The sequence below is a fragment of the Kitasatospora sp. LaBMicrA B282 genome (assembly GCF_050325825.1).
Classification (GTDB): Bacteria; Actinomycetota; Actinomycetes; order Streptomycetales; family Streptomycetaceae; genus Kitasatospora.
The window spans coordinates 1-16,724 of the sequence record NZ_JBNQTI010000178.1; the positions used below are offsets into that span (position 1 = coordinate 1).

General features: G+C 75.6%; 14 protein-coding genes. 5 read left to right on the forward strand and 9 right to left on the reverse strand.

Annotation, left to right across the window (positions count from 1 at the left end):
• Positions 1-98 precede the first annotated feature (98 nt).
• Complete coding sequence (locus ACQRUO_RS32940; protein WP_428319803.1) at positions 99-1,637, reverse strand: carboxyl transferase domain-containing protein; 1,539 nt, start codon at positions 1,635-1,637, stop codon at positions 99-101.
• A gap of 277 nt (positions 1,638-1,914) precedes the next feature.
• Between ACQRUO_RS32940 and ACQRUO_RS32945 the strand changes: the two genes are divergently transcribed.
• Entirely contained in the window at positions 1,915-3,624 is a 1,710-nt protein-coding gene (locus tag ACQRUO_RS32945) for a chitinase (RefSeq protein ID WP_428319804.1), read from the forward strand.
• A 62-nt stretch (positions 3,625-3,686) separates the two neighbouring features.
• Here the strand turns inward: ACQRUO_RS32945 and ACQRUO_RS32950 are convergent, their stop codons facing one another.
• The 4 genes from ACQRUO_RS32950 to ACQRUO_RS32965 all read right to left on the reverse strand — a co-directional run bounded on the left by ACQRUO_RS32950 (position 3,687) and on the right by ACQRUO_RS32965 (position 7,938).
• Positions 3,687-4,571 carry a nucleotidyltransferase gene (locus tag ACQRUO_RS32950; RefSeq protein ID WP_428319805.1) on the reverse strand — a complete coding sequence of 295 codons (885 nt, stop codon included), beginning with the start codon at positions 4,569-4,571 and terminating at the stop codon, positions 3,687-3,689.
• Positions 4,555-5,031 (reverse strand): cupin domain-containing protein, encoded by a 477-nt coding sequence (locus ACQRUO_RS32955; RefSeq protein ID WP_428319806.1) that lies wholly within the window; start codon positions 5,029-5,031, stop codon positions 4,555-4,557. Before ACQRUO_RS32955 ends, ACQRUO_RS32950 begins: the two co-directional genes overlap by 17 nt.
• A 32-nt stretch (positions 5,032-5,063) precedes the next feature.
• Entirely contained in the window at positions 5,064-6,338 is a 1,275-nt protein-coding gene (locus tag ACQRUO_RS32960) for a M48 family metalloprotease (RefSeq protein WP_428319807.1), read from the reverse strand.
• 307 nt (positions 6,339-6,645) lie between these two features.
• The gene (locus tag ACQRUO_RS32965; protein WP_428319808.1) at positions 6,646-7,938 is read right to left on the reverse strand and encodes a PP2C family protein-serine/threonine phosphatase; all 1,293 of its coding nucleotides are present in this window, start codon (positions 7,936-7,938) and stop codon (positions 6,646-6,648) included.
• A gap of 158 nt (positions 7,939-8,096) precedes the next feature.
• Between ACQRUO_RS32965 and ACQRUO_RS32970 the strand changes: the two genes are divergently transcribed.
• On the forward strand, positions 8,097-9,593 hold the full coding sequence (locus tag ACQRUO_RS32970) for a PQQ-binding-like beta-propeller repeat protein (protein WP_428319809.1): 1,497 nt from the start codon (positions 8,097-8,099) through the stop codon (positions 9,591-9,593).
• A 30-nt stretch (positions 9,594-9,623) separates the two neighbouring features.
• On the opposite strand, the gene ACQRUO_RS32975 is transcribed toward ACQRUO_RS32970, so the two are convergent.
• The 4 genes from ACQRUO_RS32975 to ACQRUO_RS32990 all read right to left on the reverse strand — a co-directional run bounded on the left by ACQRUO_RS32975 (position 9,624) and on the right by ACQRUO_RS32990 (position 13,216).
• The gene (locus tag ACQRUO_RS32975; RefSeq protein WP_428319810.1) at positions 9,624-10,685 is read right to left on the reverse strand and encodes an inositol-3-phosphate synthase; all 1,062 of its coding nucleotides are present in this window, start codon (positions 10,683-10,685) and stop codon (positions 9,624-9,626) included.
• On the reverse strand, positions 10,682-11,146 hold the full coding sequence (locus tag ACQRUO_RS32980; protein ID WP_428319811.1) for a hypothetical protein: 465 nt from the start codon (positions 11,144-11,146) through the stop codon (positions 10,682-10,684). The genes ACQRUO_RS32975 and ACQRUO_RS32980 overlap by 4 nt, the downstream gene beginning before the upstream one ends.
• Complete coding sequence (locus ACQRUO_RS32985) at positions 11,143-12,510, reverse strand: hypothetical protein (protein ID WP_428319812.1); 1,368 nt, start codon at positions 12,508-12,510, stop codon at positions 11,143-11,145. Before ACQRUO_RS32985 ends, ACQRUO_RS32980 begins: the two co-directional genes overlap by 4 nt.
• A gap of 268 nt (positions 12,511-12,778) precedes the next feature.
• Positions 12,779-13,216 (reverse strand): gamma-glutamylcyclotransferase family protein, encoded by a 438-nt coding sequence (locus tag ACQRUO_RS32990; RefSeq protein WP_428319813.1) that lies wholly within the window; start codon positions 13,214-13,216, stop codon positions 12,779-12,781.
• Positions 13,217-13,360: 144 nt separating this feature from the next.
• On the opposite strand from ACQRUO_RS32990, the gene ACQRUO_RS32995 reads away from it, so the two are divergent.
• From ACQRUO_RS32995 to ACQRUO_RS33005, 3 genes are all read left to right on the forward strand, one after another.
• Entirely contained in the window at positions 13,361-14,347 is a 987-nt protein-coding gene (locus tag ACQRUO_RS32995) for an EamA family transporter (RefSeq protein ID WP_428319814.1), read from the forward strand.
• 95 nt (positions 14,348-14,442) lie between these two features.
• Positions 14,443-14,676 carry a hypothetical protein gene (locus tag ACQRUO_RS33000; protein ID WP_428319815.1) on the forward strand — a complete coding sequence of 78 codons (234 nt, stop codon included), beginning with the start codon at positions 14,443-14,445 and terminating at the stop codon, positions 14,674-14,676.
• A gap of 281 nt (positions 14,677-14,957) precedes the next feature.
• Entirely contained in the window at positions 14,958-16,619 is a 1,662-nt protein-coding gene (locus tag ACQRUO_RS33005) for a peptide-N4-asparagine amidase (protein ID WP_428319816.1), read from the forward strand.
• Positions 16,620-16,724: the final 105 nt, after the last annotated feature.

Here is a 16,724-nt window from a genome sequence, read left to right on the forward strand (position 1 = left end):
GCCCGCTCGGCGCTGTCCGGGCCGGCGGCGGCGGGCTGACGGGGCGGCACCCTGCCTCGGCGCCACCCCGCCCCGGCGCTAGCGGGCCCGCCCCGGCGCTAGCGGGCCAGGGCGGCGTAGCGGGTCAGCCGTGGGGTGGGCGGGGTGAGGGCGGCGGCGCGGGCGAGTTCGGCGCGGACGGCGGCGGCGGTGCGCCGGACGAACTCCGCCGGGTCCAGCGGGTCCGGCTCGGGCAGGATCCGATCGATCACGCCCTCCTCGAGCAGCTCCGCCGCGCCGATCCGCTGCTGCTCCGCGAGCTGCGGCGCCAGCTCCGGGGTGCGGTGCAGGATCACCGAGGCACCCTCCGGCGGCAGCGGGGAGAGCCAGGCGTGCTGGGTGGCCAGCGCCCGGTCGGCGGGCAGCAGGGCGAGCGCGGCGCCGCCCGCACCCTCGCCGAGCAGCAGGCTGACCACCGGGGTGGGCAGCGTGCTCAGCTCGGCCACGCAGCGGGCGATCTCCCCGGCCAGCGCGCCCTCCTCGGCGGCTCGGCTGAGCAGCGCGCCGTGGGTGTCGATGACGGTGAGCAGCGGCAGCCGCAGCTCGGCGGCCAGGCGCATGCCGCGCCGGGCGGTGCGCAGTCCGCCCGGTCCGACCGGGCCGTGCAGGGCGGCGGCCGCCCGGTCGTGGCCGATCACCACGCAGCGCCGGTCGCCGAACCGGACCAGCGCGAGCCGCAGCGCGTCGTCCCGCTCCCCGGCGCCGGTGCCGGAGAGCGGGACCACCGTGTCGGCGGTGGCGAGCAGCTCGGCCAGCCCCGGCCGGTCCGGCTCCCGGGTGCGCCGGACGGACTCCCAGACGGAGTGTGCGGGCGCGGCGGCTGCGGCGGGCTCGGTCGACGTCTCGTCCGACGTCTCGTCCGACGCGTTGCCCGACGGGTCGTCGGGTCCGGCCACCGGCCCTTCCGGCGCGGCCACCAGCTCCAGCGCCCTGGTCAGCCACGGCCGCAGCTGTTCCACCGTCAGCACCGCGTCCACCGTGCCGAAGCGCTCCAGGTGCTCGGCGCGCTGCACGCCCTCGGGGAACGGTGCGCCGTACAGTGCCTGGTAGACGCGCGGGCCCAGGAAGCCGATCAGGGCGCCCGGTTCGGCGGTGGTCAGCTGGCCGAGCGAGGCCCAGGAGGCCAGCACCCCGCCGGTGGTCGGGTGGCGCAGGTGGACCAGGTAGGGCAGGCCGGCGGCCTTGTGTGCGGTCACGGCGTTGGCGATGGCGATCATGCGGACGAACGCCGGTGTCCCCTCCTGCATCCGGGTGCCGCCGGAGGCGGGGAAGGCGAGCAGCGGCAGCCGCTCCGCCGTCGCCCGCTCGACCGCGCGCAGCAGCCGGGCCGCGGTGGCGGTGCCGATCGATCCGGCGAGGAAGCCGAACTCGCTGAGCAGCACCGCGACCCGCCGCCCGCCGAGGCGCCCCTCACCGGTCAGCGCGCCTTCGTCGGCGCCGCTGCGGGCGCGGGCCCGGGCCAGGTCCGCCGCGTAGGCGGCGCGCTCGGCGGTCTCGGGCGGCGGCTCGTCCCAACTGCGGAACGAGCCGGGGTCGAGCACCTGGCCGGCGAAGACCAGGGCGGCGGGCAGGGCGGTCAGCGAGGTCGGGTCGTCCACAGGGCCAAGTCTCCTGACCGCGCCCGTCCGCGGACAACCCCGACTTGATCACACCCCAGTCCCGTTTGACCCGCGATCCAGCCGTCGAGCTCCTGGTGCGGGCCGCCGGAGCGGCGGCAGCGGGGCCGGGCGGGCGCTCCCGCGCCTGGTGTCAGGGCCATTGACACCACCTGGCCCGGGCCGCTTCAGTGGTCTGGACCACATGGGGCGCGCGGGGTCGCTCCCCGGCTGCCGCCCCGGACCGTCCGGTAGTCGAGACAGCAGGAGCAACCCCCACATGCGCAGTCTCAGCAGAGCGGGCCGCCCCGGCCCGCAACCCGACCCCCACGCGTACCCCACCCACCACCCCCGCTCCCGTCGGCCGTTCGCGCTGCTCACCGCTTGGGCGGTGGTGGCGGCCGGCGCGGCCGCGGTGACCTTCGGCCTGGCCCCCACCGCCGCGGCCGGCGAGTTCCTGGTCAACGGCGGCTTCGAGAGCGGCACCCTGGCTCCCTGGAGCTGTGACGGCAGCACCGGAAGCGTCGTCACCGGCCACGCACACAGCGGGAGCTACGCCCTCGCCGGTGCCGCCACCAGCGCCGACGACGCGCAGTGCACGCAGACCGTCAGCGTCGCACCGAACACCAGCTACACGCTCAGCGCCTGGGTCGACGGCGCCTACGTCTACCTGGGCGTGGCCGGCGGCACCAGCACCTGGACGCCCGGCACCGGCGGCGGCTACCAGCAGCTCTCGGTCGGCTTCACCACCGGCGCGAGCCAGACCACCGCCACGGTCTACCTGCACGGCTGGTACGGCGAGGGCACGTACTACGCGGACGACGTGTCGCTGAGCGGCCCGGGCAACCCCAGCCCGTCCCCGACGCCGACGCCGACCCCGACCGGTTCGCCGACGCCGACCCCGACCCCCACGCCCACGCCGACCCCCACGCCCACTCCCACTCCCACTCCCACCCCGCCCGGCGGTGGCGGCCTCCCCACCCACGCACTGGTCGGCTACCTGCACGAGAGCTTCGCCAACGGCTCCGGCTACCTGAAGCTGTCCGACGTCCCCGCCTCCTGGGACGTCATCGACCTCGCCTTCGCCGAGCCCACCTCGGTGACCTCCGGCGACATCCGGTTCAACCGTTGCCCGGTCAGCGACTGCCCGGGCGAGGAGTCGGACGCCGACTTCAAGGCCGCCATCGCCGCGCAGCAGGCCGCGGGAAAGAAGGTGCTGATCTCCATCGGCGGCGCCAACGGCGAGGTCCAACTCACCACCACGGCCGCCCGGGACGAGTTCGTCAGCTCGGTTTCCGCGATCATCGACCAGTGGGGGCTGGACGGGCTGGACGTCGACTTCGAGAACCAGTCGCTCGCGCTGAACCCGGGCGACACGGACTTCCGCAACCCGACCACGCCGACCATCGTCAACACCATCGCCGCGCTGCAGGCGCTCAAGGCCAGGTACGGCTCGAAGTTCGTGCTGACCATGGCGCCGGAGACGTTCTTCGTCCAGCTCGGCTACCAGTTCTACGGCCCCGGCCCGAACAACGCCCAGGACCCGCGGGCCGGCGCCTTCCTGCCGGTCCTCTACGCGCTGCGGAACGACCTCACGCTGCTCACCGTCCAGGACTACAACTCCGGCCCGATCATGGGCCTGGACAACCAGTACCACCAGATGGGCGGCGCGGACTTCCACATCGCGATGACCGACATGCTGCTGGCCGGGTTTCCGGTCGCGGGCAACAGCAACGCCGTCTTCCCGCCGCTGGATCCGTCCCAGGTCGCCATCGGCATGCCGGCCAACTCCTACGCAGGCAACGGCTACGTCCCGCCCGCCACCGTCGACCAGGCGCTCGACTGCCTCACCAAGGGCACGAACTGCGGCGGCTACCAGCCGCGCAGCAGCCCGCAGCCGAACCTGCGTGGCCTGATGACCTGGTCGATCAACTGGGACCAGTACAACGGGAACGAGTTCTCGACCAACTTCCACGGCTACTTCGGCTAGCAGCCGTTCGGCCGACAGGCGGGCCGGCGGGCCGGCGGGCCGAACGCCCGGCGTGGTGCCGGCTAGCCGTCCGCCGCGGCGGTGCGCGGGGCCTTCACCCCGTGCACCGCCGTGTACTCGGCCGCCAGCCAGGGGCCGAGCTCGTCGAGGAGCAGCGTCAGCGCGCCCGGATCGGTGCTGCCGGCCCGGGCGATCGCGGCGGCCGCGCGCATCTGGTCGGCCCGCTCCGGGTAGTACCGCGCGAACACCTCGGCCGACTCGGCCAGGTCGCTGGTCCAGCCCTGCCAGCGCGGCAGCACCAGGGTGAACCCGGTCCGGACCAGGTGGCGGGCCGCGCCGCGGGACAGCACGCGGCGCTCCTCGGCGCTGCCGGCCGTCGCCGCCAGGGTCCGCCAGCGGGGCAGCCGCAGCGCCAGGTCGCCGTTGGTCTCGCGGGCGAGTTGCGCGTCGGCCCGGTAGCGGGGGAGCAGCTCGCCGAGGTCCGGGCCGAGCAACGGGGTGCAGAGGCAGGCGACGAACCAGCCGAGGTCGTACCGCTCCGGCTCGCTGAGCAGGGTGGCGACGTCGAACAGCAGCACCCCGACGCCGTCGACCTGGGCGAAGCGGGTGTCCAGCGCGCTCTGCAGGGCGTCGGCGGCGGCCCGGTCCGCCGCCGTGGGCGGGTTCCGGAGCGCCAGCAGCAGGTCCAGGTCGGAGCGGCCGGGCACGGCGGTGCCGCGCGGGACGCTGCCGTAGAGGTAGGCGCTGTGCAGCTGCTCGGGGCCGAAGGCCGCGCCGATCCCGGTGCGGGCCGCCGCGACCAGCTCGGCGAAGGCCGCCGGCACCTTGCTCAGTGCGCCCTCGCGGACGAAGAAGCCGTCCCGGTCCAGGCCGCGGCCGTTCCCGCGCCCGCGCCCGTTCCCGTCCTCGTGCTCCCGCACCGGGCCGTCGTCATCCCGCTCCCGCATCGCCATGGACCGTAGGCTGCCACGGCCCGGTCTCCGGGCGCGCCTCGGTTTGGGTGCCGGGCCACGGCGGAACGGTGGCCGCGACCACCAGCAGCGGCCCGTCGCCGTCGGCCCGGAACTGGAAGGCGGTGCCGAGCGGGATGCTCACCGTGCTGCCCACCGCCAGCTCCACCACCTCGGTGCGGTCGCCCTGCCGCCGCCAGATCCGCCCGGTCCCGGCCACCACGTGCCACAACTCCTGCACCGTCGCGTGCGAGACCGCCCGGGAGACCGCGCCCGCCGGCAGCTCGAAGCGGGCCAGGCTCGCCGCCCCGGCCAGCACGCCCAGCGGCCACACCGACGAACCGTCGGGCGCCGGGACGATCGCGGTCGGGGGCGGCCAGCTCTCGAAGGGTTCCGGTGGCAGCTTGCGTTCGGGCGGCTGCTCGCGTTCCGGCGACAGCTCAGGTTCCGGCGGCACGGGAGGCTTCGGCGGTCCTGCGGGCTCGGGGCTCACCCGTGCTCCATGCCCGCCGCGGGTGCTGCCGACACCGCCCAGCGCCGGGCCGCCGCGATCCGGCGGGCGGTGCTCGGGTGGGTGGCGAAGAGCAGCTCCAGGATCAGCGGCGGCTGCACGTCGGCCACGTTGGCCACCGCGAGCCGGCGCTGCATCGCGATGAACTGCTCGGGGTCGCGGGTGAGTTCCAGGGCGTGACGGTCGGCCCGGGCCTCGATCCGGCGGCTCACCGCGGCCTGCGGCGGCCCGCCGAGCGCACCCAGCACGGCGGCGACCGCCGCGAGCAGCGGCAGCGCGCGCGGGTCGGCCAGGTCGGGTACCCCGGCGGCGTGCTGGAGCGGGTGCAGCGCGGCCGTCAGCCCGAGCACCGCCACGGCCGCCGCCGCCCCGAGCGCGCCGAGCACCGTGCCGCGCAGCACGTCGCGGTGCACCACGTGGCCGAGCTCGTGCGCCACCACCAGCTCCACCTCGCGCTGCGCCGCGGTGGTGAGCAGGGTGTCGTAGGCGACGATCCGCCGGGTCGCGCCGAAGCCGGAGACGTAGGCGTTGAGCGCCGTGGTCCGGCGCGAGGCGTCGGCCACCAGGACGTCCCGCACCCGGACCCGGTCGCGCTCGGCCAGCGCCAGCAGCGCACGGCGCAGCTCGCCCGCCGGCAGCGGGGTGAACCGGTTGAAGACCGGCTCGATCACCAGCGGGAAGAGGAACGAGAGCGCCACCGTGAGCAGCGCCGCCGCGCCCGCCGCCGGCGCCCACCACCAGCGGGTGGACCAGCCGGTGAGCGCGAAGACGCCGAGCGCGCCGGGCAGCGCGAACGCCAGGGTCAGCGCCAGGCCGCGCAGCAGGTCCACCGCCCAGCCGGCCCAGCCCTGGGTGACCAGGCCGTACTCGACCCGGATCACCCGTACCCGGGCGCCGAACGGCAGCCCGACCAGCTGCCCGACCAGCACCAGCGCGGCGGTGCCGCCCAGCACCCGGGCGGTCCACGACCCGCCGAGCAGCGACCCGGCCGCGTGCACCAGGTGGGCGCCGGCCGGGGTGAGCCCGAGCAGCAGCGTGACGGCCAGGCCCGCCAGGCGCCCGCCGAGTGTCCACGGCACCTGCCGGCGGCGCAGCGCGCGGCCGCGGGCCAGCTGCTCGGAGGTGAAGTCCGGGGGCGCGGGGGCGTCGTGCCCGTCGCCCAGCCGCGCGCCCGCTCCGTCGCCCAGTGCCTCGCTGCGCTGCCCGTCCTCGCCGGTGTCGCCGTCGTTCGCGCCGACCGTCGTCCCGCTCACCGTTGCCCGCCTCCCGCGCACCCTGCCCCGCTTCGCCCCGTCACCTTAGGGCCTCTCTTCGAACCCCCGTCTGCGCGGCGACGCCGGGGCACGCACCTCGACGGCTTCTCGTCAGTCGCCGATGGCCCCCAGCCTTCGGCCGGGAGGTGCCCCCACCGCATGGACTCTCCCCCGGCCTTCGGCCGGGAGGTACCCCCATCCTCGGCGCCGCCGATGCACGCACCCGTGGGGGCACCTTCCAGCCGCCAGGCTGGGGGAGCCGCCGCGCCCGCCCTTCGGGCGGACGACGGGGGTTCGAAGAGAGGCCCTAAGCTGTCGGAGTGATGCCCCGCCCGTCCCGCTCCGGACCGGGGCCCGCCTCCGAAGCCGCCTCGGCGCCCGCGCCTGCACCTGCGCCTGCCCCGGCTGCCGCCCCCGCCCCCGCGCCCGTCTCGGCCCCCGCGCCCGCCTCCTGCCCCGGCAGCGAACCGCGGGTGCTGTGGCTCAGCGTGCCGCCGCCCGCGCTGCGCCGGTCGGCCACCCGCTCCACCGCCACCATCGCCGCGTCGTCGCCCAGCCGCCCGCCCGCGTGGGCCAGCAGGTCGCGTTGCAGGTGCTGGAGCAGGGCCTCCGGCCGCTCGCCGGCCCAGCGGCGCAGCCGGTCGGCCAGCGGGTAGAAGACCCGGTGCTCGTCACGGGCCTCGATCACGCCGTCGGTGTAGATCAGCAGCCGGTCGTCGGGGGCGAACCGGAACTCGTCCGCGTGGTAGGACGGCTCCAGCAGGCTGCCCAGGCCGAGCGGTGGGGAGGGGCGCCGGGCGTCCAGCGGCCGTACCCGGCCGAGGTGCATCAGCAGCGGTGGTGGGTGGCCGCAGTTGATCACCTGGATCCCGGTGCCGTCGTCGGGGATGTCCAGGATCACCGCGGTGATGAACGACTCCGCCGGCTCGCCCTCCAGCGGGTCGGCCCGCCGGGTGCCGTCCGCGCCGCCCTCGGCCGCGCTGGCCGCCGCGGCCAGGTCCCAGCTGACGCTCCCGTCCAGGTAGGCCGCCAGCTCCGGCAGCGAGGCCTGCAGGTGGGCGGCCGCGCGGAAGGCGCCGAGCAGCAGCGAGGCCTCGCCGAGCGAGGTCAGGCCCTTGCCGCGGACGTCGCCGACCAGCAGCCGGGTCCCGGTGCTGGTCCGGGCCGCCGCGTAGAGGTCGCCGCCGACCTGCGCCTCGGCCTCGGCGGCCAGGTAGACCGAGGCGATCCGCAGCGAGCCGATCCGGGACGGCAGCGGGCGCAGCAGCACCCGCTGTGCGGCCTCGGCCACCGAGCGCACCTGGATCAGCTCGCGGGCGTGCCGGTCGCGCACCGCCGTGTACGCGACCACGAAGGCGGAGACCAGGATCAGGCTGACGATCTGGGTCTCGTGGTTGGAGGTGGTCAGGCCGTCGCGCATGATGCCGATCACCGTCAGGGCGGCCACCGCCAGCAGGCCGACCAGGGCGGTCAGCCGGGTGCCGGCGAACGAGGCGGTGATCGCGGGCGCCACCACCAGCAGCGGCCCGAGGTGGATCTGGGGCGGGCTCAGCACGTCGATGGTGGTGATCACCACGATCAGTGCAAGCGGGATCAGCACCAGGGCACGGCCGGATCGCCGGGGCCGGGCGAAGACGTCGGAAAGCCGCCGGAGAGGCACGTCTCCTCTCTACACCCGGCCCGTCCGCGACGCACCGCGAGGTACAGTCCATTCGGGCGATCTCGGCGATCATGGCGACCTGCGGGGGGCGGGGGCGGATGGGCACCAACGGATCCTGGCGCTTCGACGATGACGACGAGGACGACGTGCCCGGCGGAGCGGACGCGGCGCACCGGGCGCATCCGGCGAACCCGGTGCACCCGGCGCACCCGGCGCACCCGGCGCCGGCGGGCGACGCCGGGCCCGAGGCAGCCCGGCCCGGGGTCACCGAGCCCGGGGTCACCGGGCCCGACCGCGTCGAGCCGACCGAGGTGCTCAGCGCCGCGCCGCTGAACCCGGCCCGCCGCCGGCTGCTGTTCGGCGCCGCCGCCGTGCTGGCCGGCGGTGCGGCCTGGGCGGCGTACGGGTCCGCGACCGGCCACCACCGGGCCGCCCCGCAGCCGCCACCCGGGCCCGGCCCGACCGGCCCCGCGGCGCGCTGGACCTACCACGGCACCGGCACGCTTCAGCTGGACCGGCTCGACCAGCGCGTGCCGCACCCGCCGCTCTACCCGGCCGGCGGTCACCTGGTGCAGCTGGATCCCGACCGGGGCACCGAGCGGCGCCGTTTCACCGTCCCGTTCTCCGGCCCGCTCACCGTGGCCGGCTCCCTGGTGCTCGCCGGTGACGAACCCGACCAGGGCGTGCAGCGCGGCCTGATCACCGGCTACGACCTGGACAGCGGCAGCACCGACTGGCAGTACGCGCTGCCCTCGGCGACCGCGTCGCCGACCTCGGGTGCCACGCCGAGCACCCTGCGCGGCCTGGAGACCAGCACGGTGCAGGTGCTCGGCTGTGACGGCGAGGCGGTCTACTGCCTGGTCGACCTGGTCACGCCCGGCGGGCCGGGTGGTCCTGGCGCCGGCCCGAGCGGCCCCGGTGGCCGGAACGCCGCCCCCGACGAGGTCCGCAGCAGCCTGCTCGCCCTCTCGCTCGGCACCCGCCAGGTGATCTGGCAGCAGGCGGTCGCCGACACCGACACGGTGGCCATGGTCGCGCCGGTGCCCGGCGGGCGGCTGCTGGTCGGCGGGGTCGACACGCTCTCGCTGCTGGACGCGTCGACCGGCAACCGGCTCTGGCGGGTGGTGGCCAAGGGCTGGTGCGTCGCGGACGACCAGCAGCTCTACCTGTCGGACGGCAACGGCGGCCTGCGCGTGCTCAGCCTGGCCGACGGCAGCGCCCGCTGGACCGCGGTGCCGGACCCCGGCGCCTCCTGGCGCTTCCTGCCCCCGCTGGCCGGGGCCGGGAAGGTCTTCCTCTTCACGGAGGACGGGCTGGTCCGCGCGGTCGACCCGACCAGCGCCGTGCGCTGGAGCGTGGGGCTGCCGTTCCGGCTGGACCTGCGCAGCCGCCCGCTGCTGCTCGGCGACCTGCTGCTGGTGCCCGGTCCGGCCGACGCCGGCGTGGTCGCCCTCGACGCCGCCACCGGCGCCGCGCGCTGGACCTTCCGCGACACCGAACCGGGCGTCGACGTCTGGTCGGTCAGCACCGACGGGCGGCGCTGCTACCTGGGCCACGACCAGGTGCTGCACTGCGTGGACCCGTCGGCCGGCTAGGGCCGGGCGGTCGTCAGGGCCGGTCCCTCGTCAGGGCCGGCCGAGCGCCAGCAGCTCGCGCAGTCCGGCGGCCGCGGCCCCCTCGCCCATCGGGTTCGGCACCGCCTTCATCAGCCGGGCCGCCACCGGGTCCAGCACCCCCGCGAGCCCGTGGTCCAGGGCGAACTTGAGGTAGCGCACGGCGTCCAGCACGTTCCCGGCACCGCTCGGCGAGTCGTCGACGTTCAGCCGCAGGTCCACCTCCACCGGCGTGCCGCCGAACCCCTCGCCCTCGATCCGGATCACCGCGAGCTTGCGGTCGGCGAGGAAGGGGATGTAGTCCGCGCCCACGTGGACCTGCTCGGGCGGCAGCAGGGTGTCGCCGTCGGCGCCGCGCAGGCCGCCGGCCTTGGTCTCCTGCTTCGTCCGCAGCCGTTCGGGGTCCTGGAGGTTGACGAAGTCCATGTTCCCGCCGGCCAGCAACTGGTAGGTGTTGCGCAGCCGCACGCCGTTGGCCGCCAGCAGTTCGACCAGCGCCCGGTGCACCAGGGTGGCGCCGAACTGGCTCTTCAGGTCGTCCCCGAGCAGCGGCAGCCCGGCCGCCGTGAACCGCTCGACCCAGTGCGGCGAGCGGGCGATCACCGAGGGGATGCAGTTGACGAACGCGCAGCCCGCCAGCAGCGCGGCCTCGGCGTAGCACTCGGAGGCCTGCTGGCTGCCCGCCGGCACGAAGTTCACCAGCACCTCGGTGCCGGTCCGCTCCAGGTGGGCGGCGATCGCCTCGACGTCCGCCGTGCCGCGGGCGGTGATCCGCTCGCCGACCCGGCGCCCGACCCCGTCGCTGAGCACGCCCTCCACCACCGGGACGCCGAGCGGCGGCACCTCGGCGAACCGGGTGGCGTTGTTGGGCCCGGTCCAGATGGCCTCCGCCAGGTCGAGTCCGATCTTCGCGGCGTCCACGTCGAAGGCGGCGGTGAACCGGACGTCCGAGACCGCGTAGCCGGCGCAGACCGGCAGGGTCAGCCCGGGCGCGTCGGGGTGGGCGGTGTAGTGGGCCACGCCCTGCACCAGCGAGGAGGTGCAGTTGCCGATGCCGACGAGGCCGACGTTCACTGGTGACACGGGAGTTCGCTTCCGTTGCTGGGGTGGGGCAAAGCGGTGGGGTGGGGCGAAGCGGTGGGGTGGGGCGCCTCGGCGGCGTCCCCGGCCTGGCGGCGCAGGGTGAGCAGGGCCGCCACCTGGGCCAGCCAGCGGGCGAACAGCAGCTCCCGGCCGACGTCCGGTCCGCTCGCCGCGGCGGCCCGGATCCAGCCGCGGACCAGGGCGTCCGCCGCCCGTCCCGGCGCGGGCTCGTGCAGGTCGAGTGCCGCGGTGAAGCCGCCCGCGCGCACGTGGCGGGCCAGGAAGCCCAGTGGGTAGGCGCCCAGGCCGGCCTGCTCGGCCTCGTGGCAGGCGGCGATCGCGGCCTCGGTGAAGAGTGCCCGGCGCGGGTCGCCGTCGAGCAGCAGGCCGCGGGTGATCGCGGTGGCCACGTCCAGCCCCGCCAGTTCCGAGTCGTCCCGGACGGTCTTCATGTGGGCAGCTCCACGGCGTAGGCGTCGGCGTCGGACCCGGCGGCAGGATCGGTGTCGTCCGCGTGGTGCTGGTCCCCGGTCAGCGCCCCCAGCCGCCCGTTGACGAACTGGTCCTCGGTGACCCATGCGGTCCGTCCCCGCGGGTGGTAGACCTCCAGCTCGCTGCCGTTCCTGCCGATGATCATCAACTGTCGCCCCACCGCGCCCTCGTTGACGTCGATCGGCACCGGCAGGCCCTGGTCCACCGCGTTCTCGATCCGGCGCACCGCGGCCTGCCGTTCGCCGCCGGTGTGCAGCCCGACGTACTCGTAACTGTTGCCGGTGGCCGTGCCGAGGGCCTGGTCGGCCAGCAAGGTCCCGCCGGTGGGGCGGAGTTGCCGGTGGTGGCCCTGGCAGAGCTGGCGGAGCCGCCGGTGGAACGCGTCGGGGGAGTCGGCGCCCGGCCGGTCGGGCGTGCCGCCGGTGGTCAACTGGTACATCAGCAGCGGGTCCAGCCGCGCCTGGGCGAGGACCGTCGAGGCGGCCACGCAGTCGCCGCCCGCCTGGTGCCCGGTGCCGAACTGCTCGCCGTCCGCGGGGAGCAGGTGCGCCGCGAGCCAGGCCGGGTCGGCGCCGTAGGGGTGGATGCCGGCGTCGAACCGCTGGATGTCCGGGATCGCGTGGCCGGCCGCCAAGGCCTTCCAGAGGTGGGCTGCCTCCTGCGGGGACCTGGCATCGGCGAGGAGCGCGCTGAACGCCGCCTGGTCGGCGCCGTCCAGGAGGTCGAAGATGCAGCCGGCTCGCTCGAGTTGGCGATCGGTGAGGATCGCTCCGGCCTCGTCCGCGGGGTCGGTGTCGGTCTCGGGGTCGGGGCCAGCGCCCGTGTCGGGGGCGGCGTCGGAGCCGGCGGTCAGCCGGTTGAGCTCGTGTGCCGTCACGATGACCCGCTGCGCGGCGCGGTGGGCGGCCGCGAGGCGGGAGTTGACGCCGTGCAGGGCGGCCGGCCGGGCCTGCGACGCCGCTCCGGCGCCGCCCTGCTGCACGGTGTCCAGCGCCTGCTCCAGGGCGGCCCGGCCCTGGGCGTCGGTCTGCTGCGCTCGGGTCAGGTCCGCCGCCCAGCCGGCGAGCAACCGGCCGGCCTGCTGCAGGGTCGCGCCGGCGGTGGCGCGGTAGGCGTGGGCCCGTTGTCGGACGACCTCCGGGTCGCCGGCCGGGCCGGGCACCGCGAGGGCCTGCCGGATCGCGGCGGTCAGTGCGGTGCGCTCGGTCAGCGTCGTGCCCTCGGTCAGCGCGGTGCTCTCCGACAGCGCTGCCGTGCCCGGGCGCTGCGGGCCGAGCTGTTCGATCGCCTGCCGGGCCTGCTGGAGGTCGGTCACCTCGCTCATCGGCCCGCCGCCCGCACGGCCGGTCTCGCCCGGTGCCCGGCAGCCGCGTCCGCCGTCGGTGGCTGGCTCCGGCGTCCGCTCGGCGCACCCGACTTATCCGATATGTCCCCGTCGTGCTGCGGGATCCCACCCATCGGCTACCCCCTGTGCCGCTGTTGTGCTGTCGCGCGCCGTGCCCTCGTACCGCCGCGCCGTTCGCCCGCCCCTCCCCGGCCCCCCGGAAGAGCGTGCTGCCGAGCATAGAGGGTGCGGGTGAACCGGGGCGGGATCAGCGAGCGGTCCAGTCACCGGACGGGATCAGGACGGGGTCCGTGGCGCGCAGCCGGGTGGTGAGGTCGGGGCCGGCGAGGTAGACCCAGGCGGTCACCCGAGCGGTGCCGGGGGCGGCCAGCGAGGCGGTGACGGGCAGTGGCCGGCGGACGTAGAGCCCGCGTCCGTCCGGGCGGCAGCCCTCCAACTCGTCCAGCTCGGCCAGCACCTGGGCGAAGTCGCCCGCCCGGACCGTGACCAGCTCCCCGCGGACCCGCCGGCCCGGATCCGGATCGGCCACCGCGTACGGGTAGCCGGGTCCCTCGTACAGCGCCGCGCCGGCCAGCTCGGCGGGCTCGACCCGCTCGCAGTGCCCGTGCAGGTACCGCCCGTGGTTGCGCTGCCCGCGGCGCAGCGTGCCGTAGACGAAGAACGGCAGGGCGGCGTCGTCGGTCATCGTCGGGTCCTCCTCGTCGGGTCCTCCTCGGCTGGGCCCACTCCGATTCTCCCGGCGGACGTCCGGCGGGTAAACGGTGGCGTCCCCGGGCCCGGATGCGCTGTGATATGCCTGCCGGTACAGCACCAAACCGAGGGGATACCCATGACAACCACTGGGAGACGGCGTCCCGCCCCTGCCACCGCCACCGCTCCTGCCTCCTCCTCCCGCGCCGCGCCGCTCGCTGCGCCGTCGCCCGGCGGCTCCCGGATCTCCGTGGCCGTCTGGGTCGCGCTCACCGTGGTCTACCTGGTCTGGGGCTCCACCTACCTCGCCATCCGGGTCGCGGTCGAGACCATGCCGCCGCTGCTGTCCGGCGCGACCCGCTTCCTGCTGGCCGGGGCGCTGCTGCTCGGCGTCCTCGCCTGGCGCCTGGGCCCCGCCGCGCTGCGGGTCACCCGCCGGCAGTTCGGCGGGGCCGCGCTGGTCGGACTGCTGCTCCTGCTCGGCGGCAACGGCCTGGTGGTGATCGCGGAGCAGCGGATCCCGTCGGGACTGACGGCACTGATGATCGCCATGGTGCCGCTCTGGGTGGTGCTGCTGCGCCTGCTGGCCGGGGACCGGCTGGGCGGGGCGGCCCTGGCCGGCGTGCTGCTCGGCCTGGGCGGGCTGGCCGTGCTGTCGGCGCCGGGCTTCAGCGGCAGCGTCTCCCCGGGCGGGCTGCTGCTGATCACCGTCGCCTCGATCTCCTGGTCCCTGGGCTCCTTCCTCTCCGGCCGCCTCCCGATGCCCGCCAACCCGATGGTGGCGAGCGCCTACGAGATGCTGGTCGGCGGCCTCGGCTGCCTGCTGGTCGCACTCGCCCACGGCGAGGCGAACGGGCTGCACCTCGGTGCCGTCTCCACCCGCTCCTGGCTCGCCCTGGCCTACCTGGTCCTGGTCGGCTCGCTGGTCGCCTTCACGGCCTACGCCTGGCTGCTCCAGTCCGCCCCGCTCGGCCTGGTGGCCACCTACGCCTACGTGAACCCGGTGGTCGCGGTCTTCCTCGGCTGGCTGCTCCTCTCCGAGCAGCTCTCCTTCTCCGAACTGCTCGGCGGCGCGATCGTGGTGCTGGCCGTGGGCGTCGTGGTGAGCACGGAACGCCGCCGCTGAACCCGCCCTGGGGCCGCCGGGCACGGAACGTGGCCGGGCGGCCCGCGGTGGTCGGCCGTACCGTGGGGGCAGGGGGCTAGCGAATGGAGTCCTTGATGCCTGGATCCGTCACGATCGGCCACCACGAAGCCGCTGCCACCGTCGAGCACACGGACGCCGAGCGCCTCGCCCTCCTGCTGGACGAGCTGGGCCACCTGGCAGCCGTGTCCGGCCCCAACCGGCTGAGCGACGCACAACTCACCGCCCTCTGCGCGGGGCGGACCGTCAACCGCGACGAACTCGCCCGCTGGTGCCGCGGCCTGGCCGCCCACCTGCACCGCGACCACTGAGCGCCACCACCAGCCCCGGCCCGCCCACCCCGCCACCCGGCGGCAGGCGGGCCGGGGCTCGTTCATGCATCGGGGGCCACCGACCCCGCGCATCCACCGTCGGCCGACGGCACGTCAATCACCCTGCCACCGGCGCCAGTCGCCACCCTTGACACTGATCGCCGCTCCGTGAGTACATGCCAACCGTGCCGATACCCTCTCCCGCTTCCCCCGCTCCTCGGCGGGGCCGGTTCCGCCGGTTCGTCCGGTCGGGCCGTGCCGTTCCGGGGTTCGCGCTGGCCGTGGCCGCCGTGCTCTGCCTGCCGGTCACCACTGCCTCGGCTGCGGCCCCCGCCGCGCCCGCCGCGCCGACCGTCGAGATCAACTACGCCGATCCGGTGACCGCGCTGCCGCCGGTCAGCCGGCCCGACACGCCGCACTGCACGGTCACGGCGATGCAACACGACTTCGCCAACAGTTACGGGCAGCCGTTCACCGGGACGCTGACCCCGCCGCCCGACTGTCCGGGGCCGTGGAACAAGGTGGTGCTGGACTGGTCCGGGAGTGTCGCGGGCCGGCAGTACGACCGGTTGGCCGGGGTCTGGATCGGTGGGTCCGAGGTGTTCCGGACCAGCACGCCGGAGCCCGATCCGGCGGGGATCAGCTGGCACGTGGACCAGGACCTCACCGACTTCGTCCCGCTGCTGCGCACCCCGCAGCCGGTGGTGGTGGACCTGGGCAACCTGGTCAACGACACCTACACCGGCGTCTACCACATGACCATGACGGTCACCTACTACCAGGCCGACCGCGACCACCCGCCGGCCGCCACCGCCGACCAGGTGCTGCCGGTCTCGCAGTCGACCACCGCGCCCGGCTGGTGGACGCTGACCAAGGGCCAGACCGCGACCTCGACGCTGGCCTTCCCGCGCAACCTGACCGGCGCGCACCTGCAGGTGTACGCGCGGGGCGGGGGCTGCGAGGAGTTCTGGTACTCCAACGTGCCCGACGACTACGCGGCCGCCCACCCTGGCTACGGGCTCTGCGGCGGTGGGACCTACCGGGAGGTACAGGTCCTGGTGGACGGGCGGCTCGCCGGGGTGGTGCAGCCGTTCCCGGTCATCTACACCGGGGGGATCAGCCCGTTGATGTGGCGGCCGATCCCGAGCATCGACGCGTTCCGCACCCAGCCGTACGACGTCGACCTCACGCCGTTCGCCGGCACGCTCACCGACGGCCGCCCGCACACCCTCACGCTGGTCCCGCCGGCCGGGATCAGCGACGGCTGGACGCTGGACGGCAGCCTCTTCCTGACCACCGACCCGCTGCTCGCGCAGACCACCGGCGCCGTCACCGGCGACACCATCGCCGCGGCGCCGCAGGTCGCCACCACCGAGGCGGCGCAGCCGGACGGCAGCGACCTGATCACCGCGACCACCGGGCGGGACTGGACGGTGGCGGGCTACGTCGACACCTCCCGCGGCCGGATCACCACCCGGGTGGACCAGCACGTCGAGTACCGCAACAGCGACACCGTCTCCGACCAGGGGCAGGACCAGGTCACCGTGCAGCGGGACAGCGGGTGGACGGTGACCAGCACCGACGCCGGCCACGGCCGCCCGGACCAGCGGCGCAGCAGCTGGTCCTACCCGATCGACGCGACCAGCCGCTACACCCCCGGCGCGAACGCCGACAGCTACCTGGTGAGCGGTCAGGTGACGGTCGCCCGGCAGCTGCACGAGGAGACCCGGCACTCGCAGGGCAGCTGGCACGAGCAGTCGAGCACCGACGACCGGATGACCGCCCAGGGCACCCTGGACCGGGAGTCCGGCACCGTGGTGCAGGCCGACGGCAGCTCGGACGAGCGGTACCGGAGCCGGAGCGCCGACGGCGGCTGCTACGACCACGAGCTGGCCTCCGCCCACGGGTACCTGACCCTGGACCGGCTGATCGGCTGCGGCTGAGGTCCGCTGCGGTGCCGTCGCCCGGGGGCGGACGGCACCACAGCGGGGGAACGGGGGACCCAAAAAGCTCCGAGTACCACAGGGGAGGGGAGAACGTCCCCACCC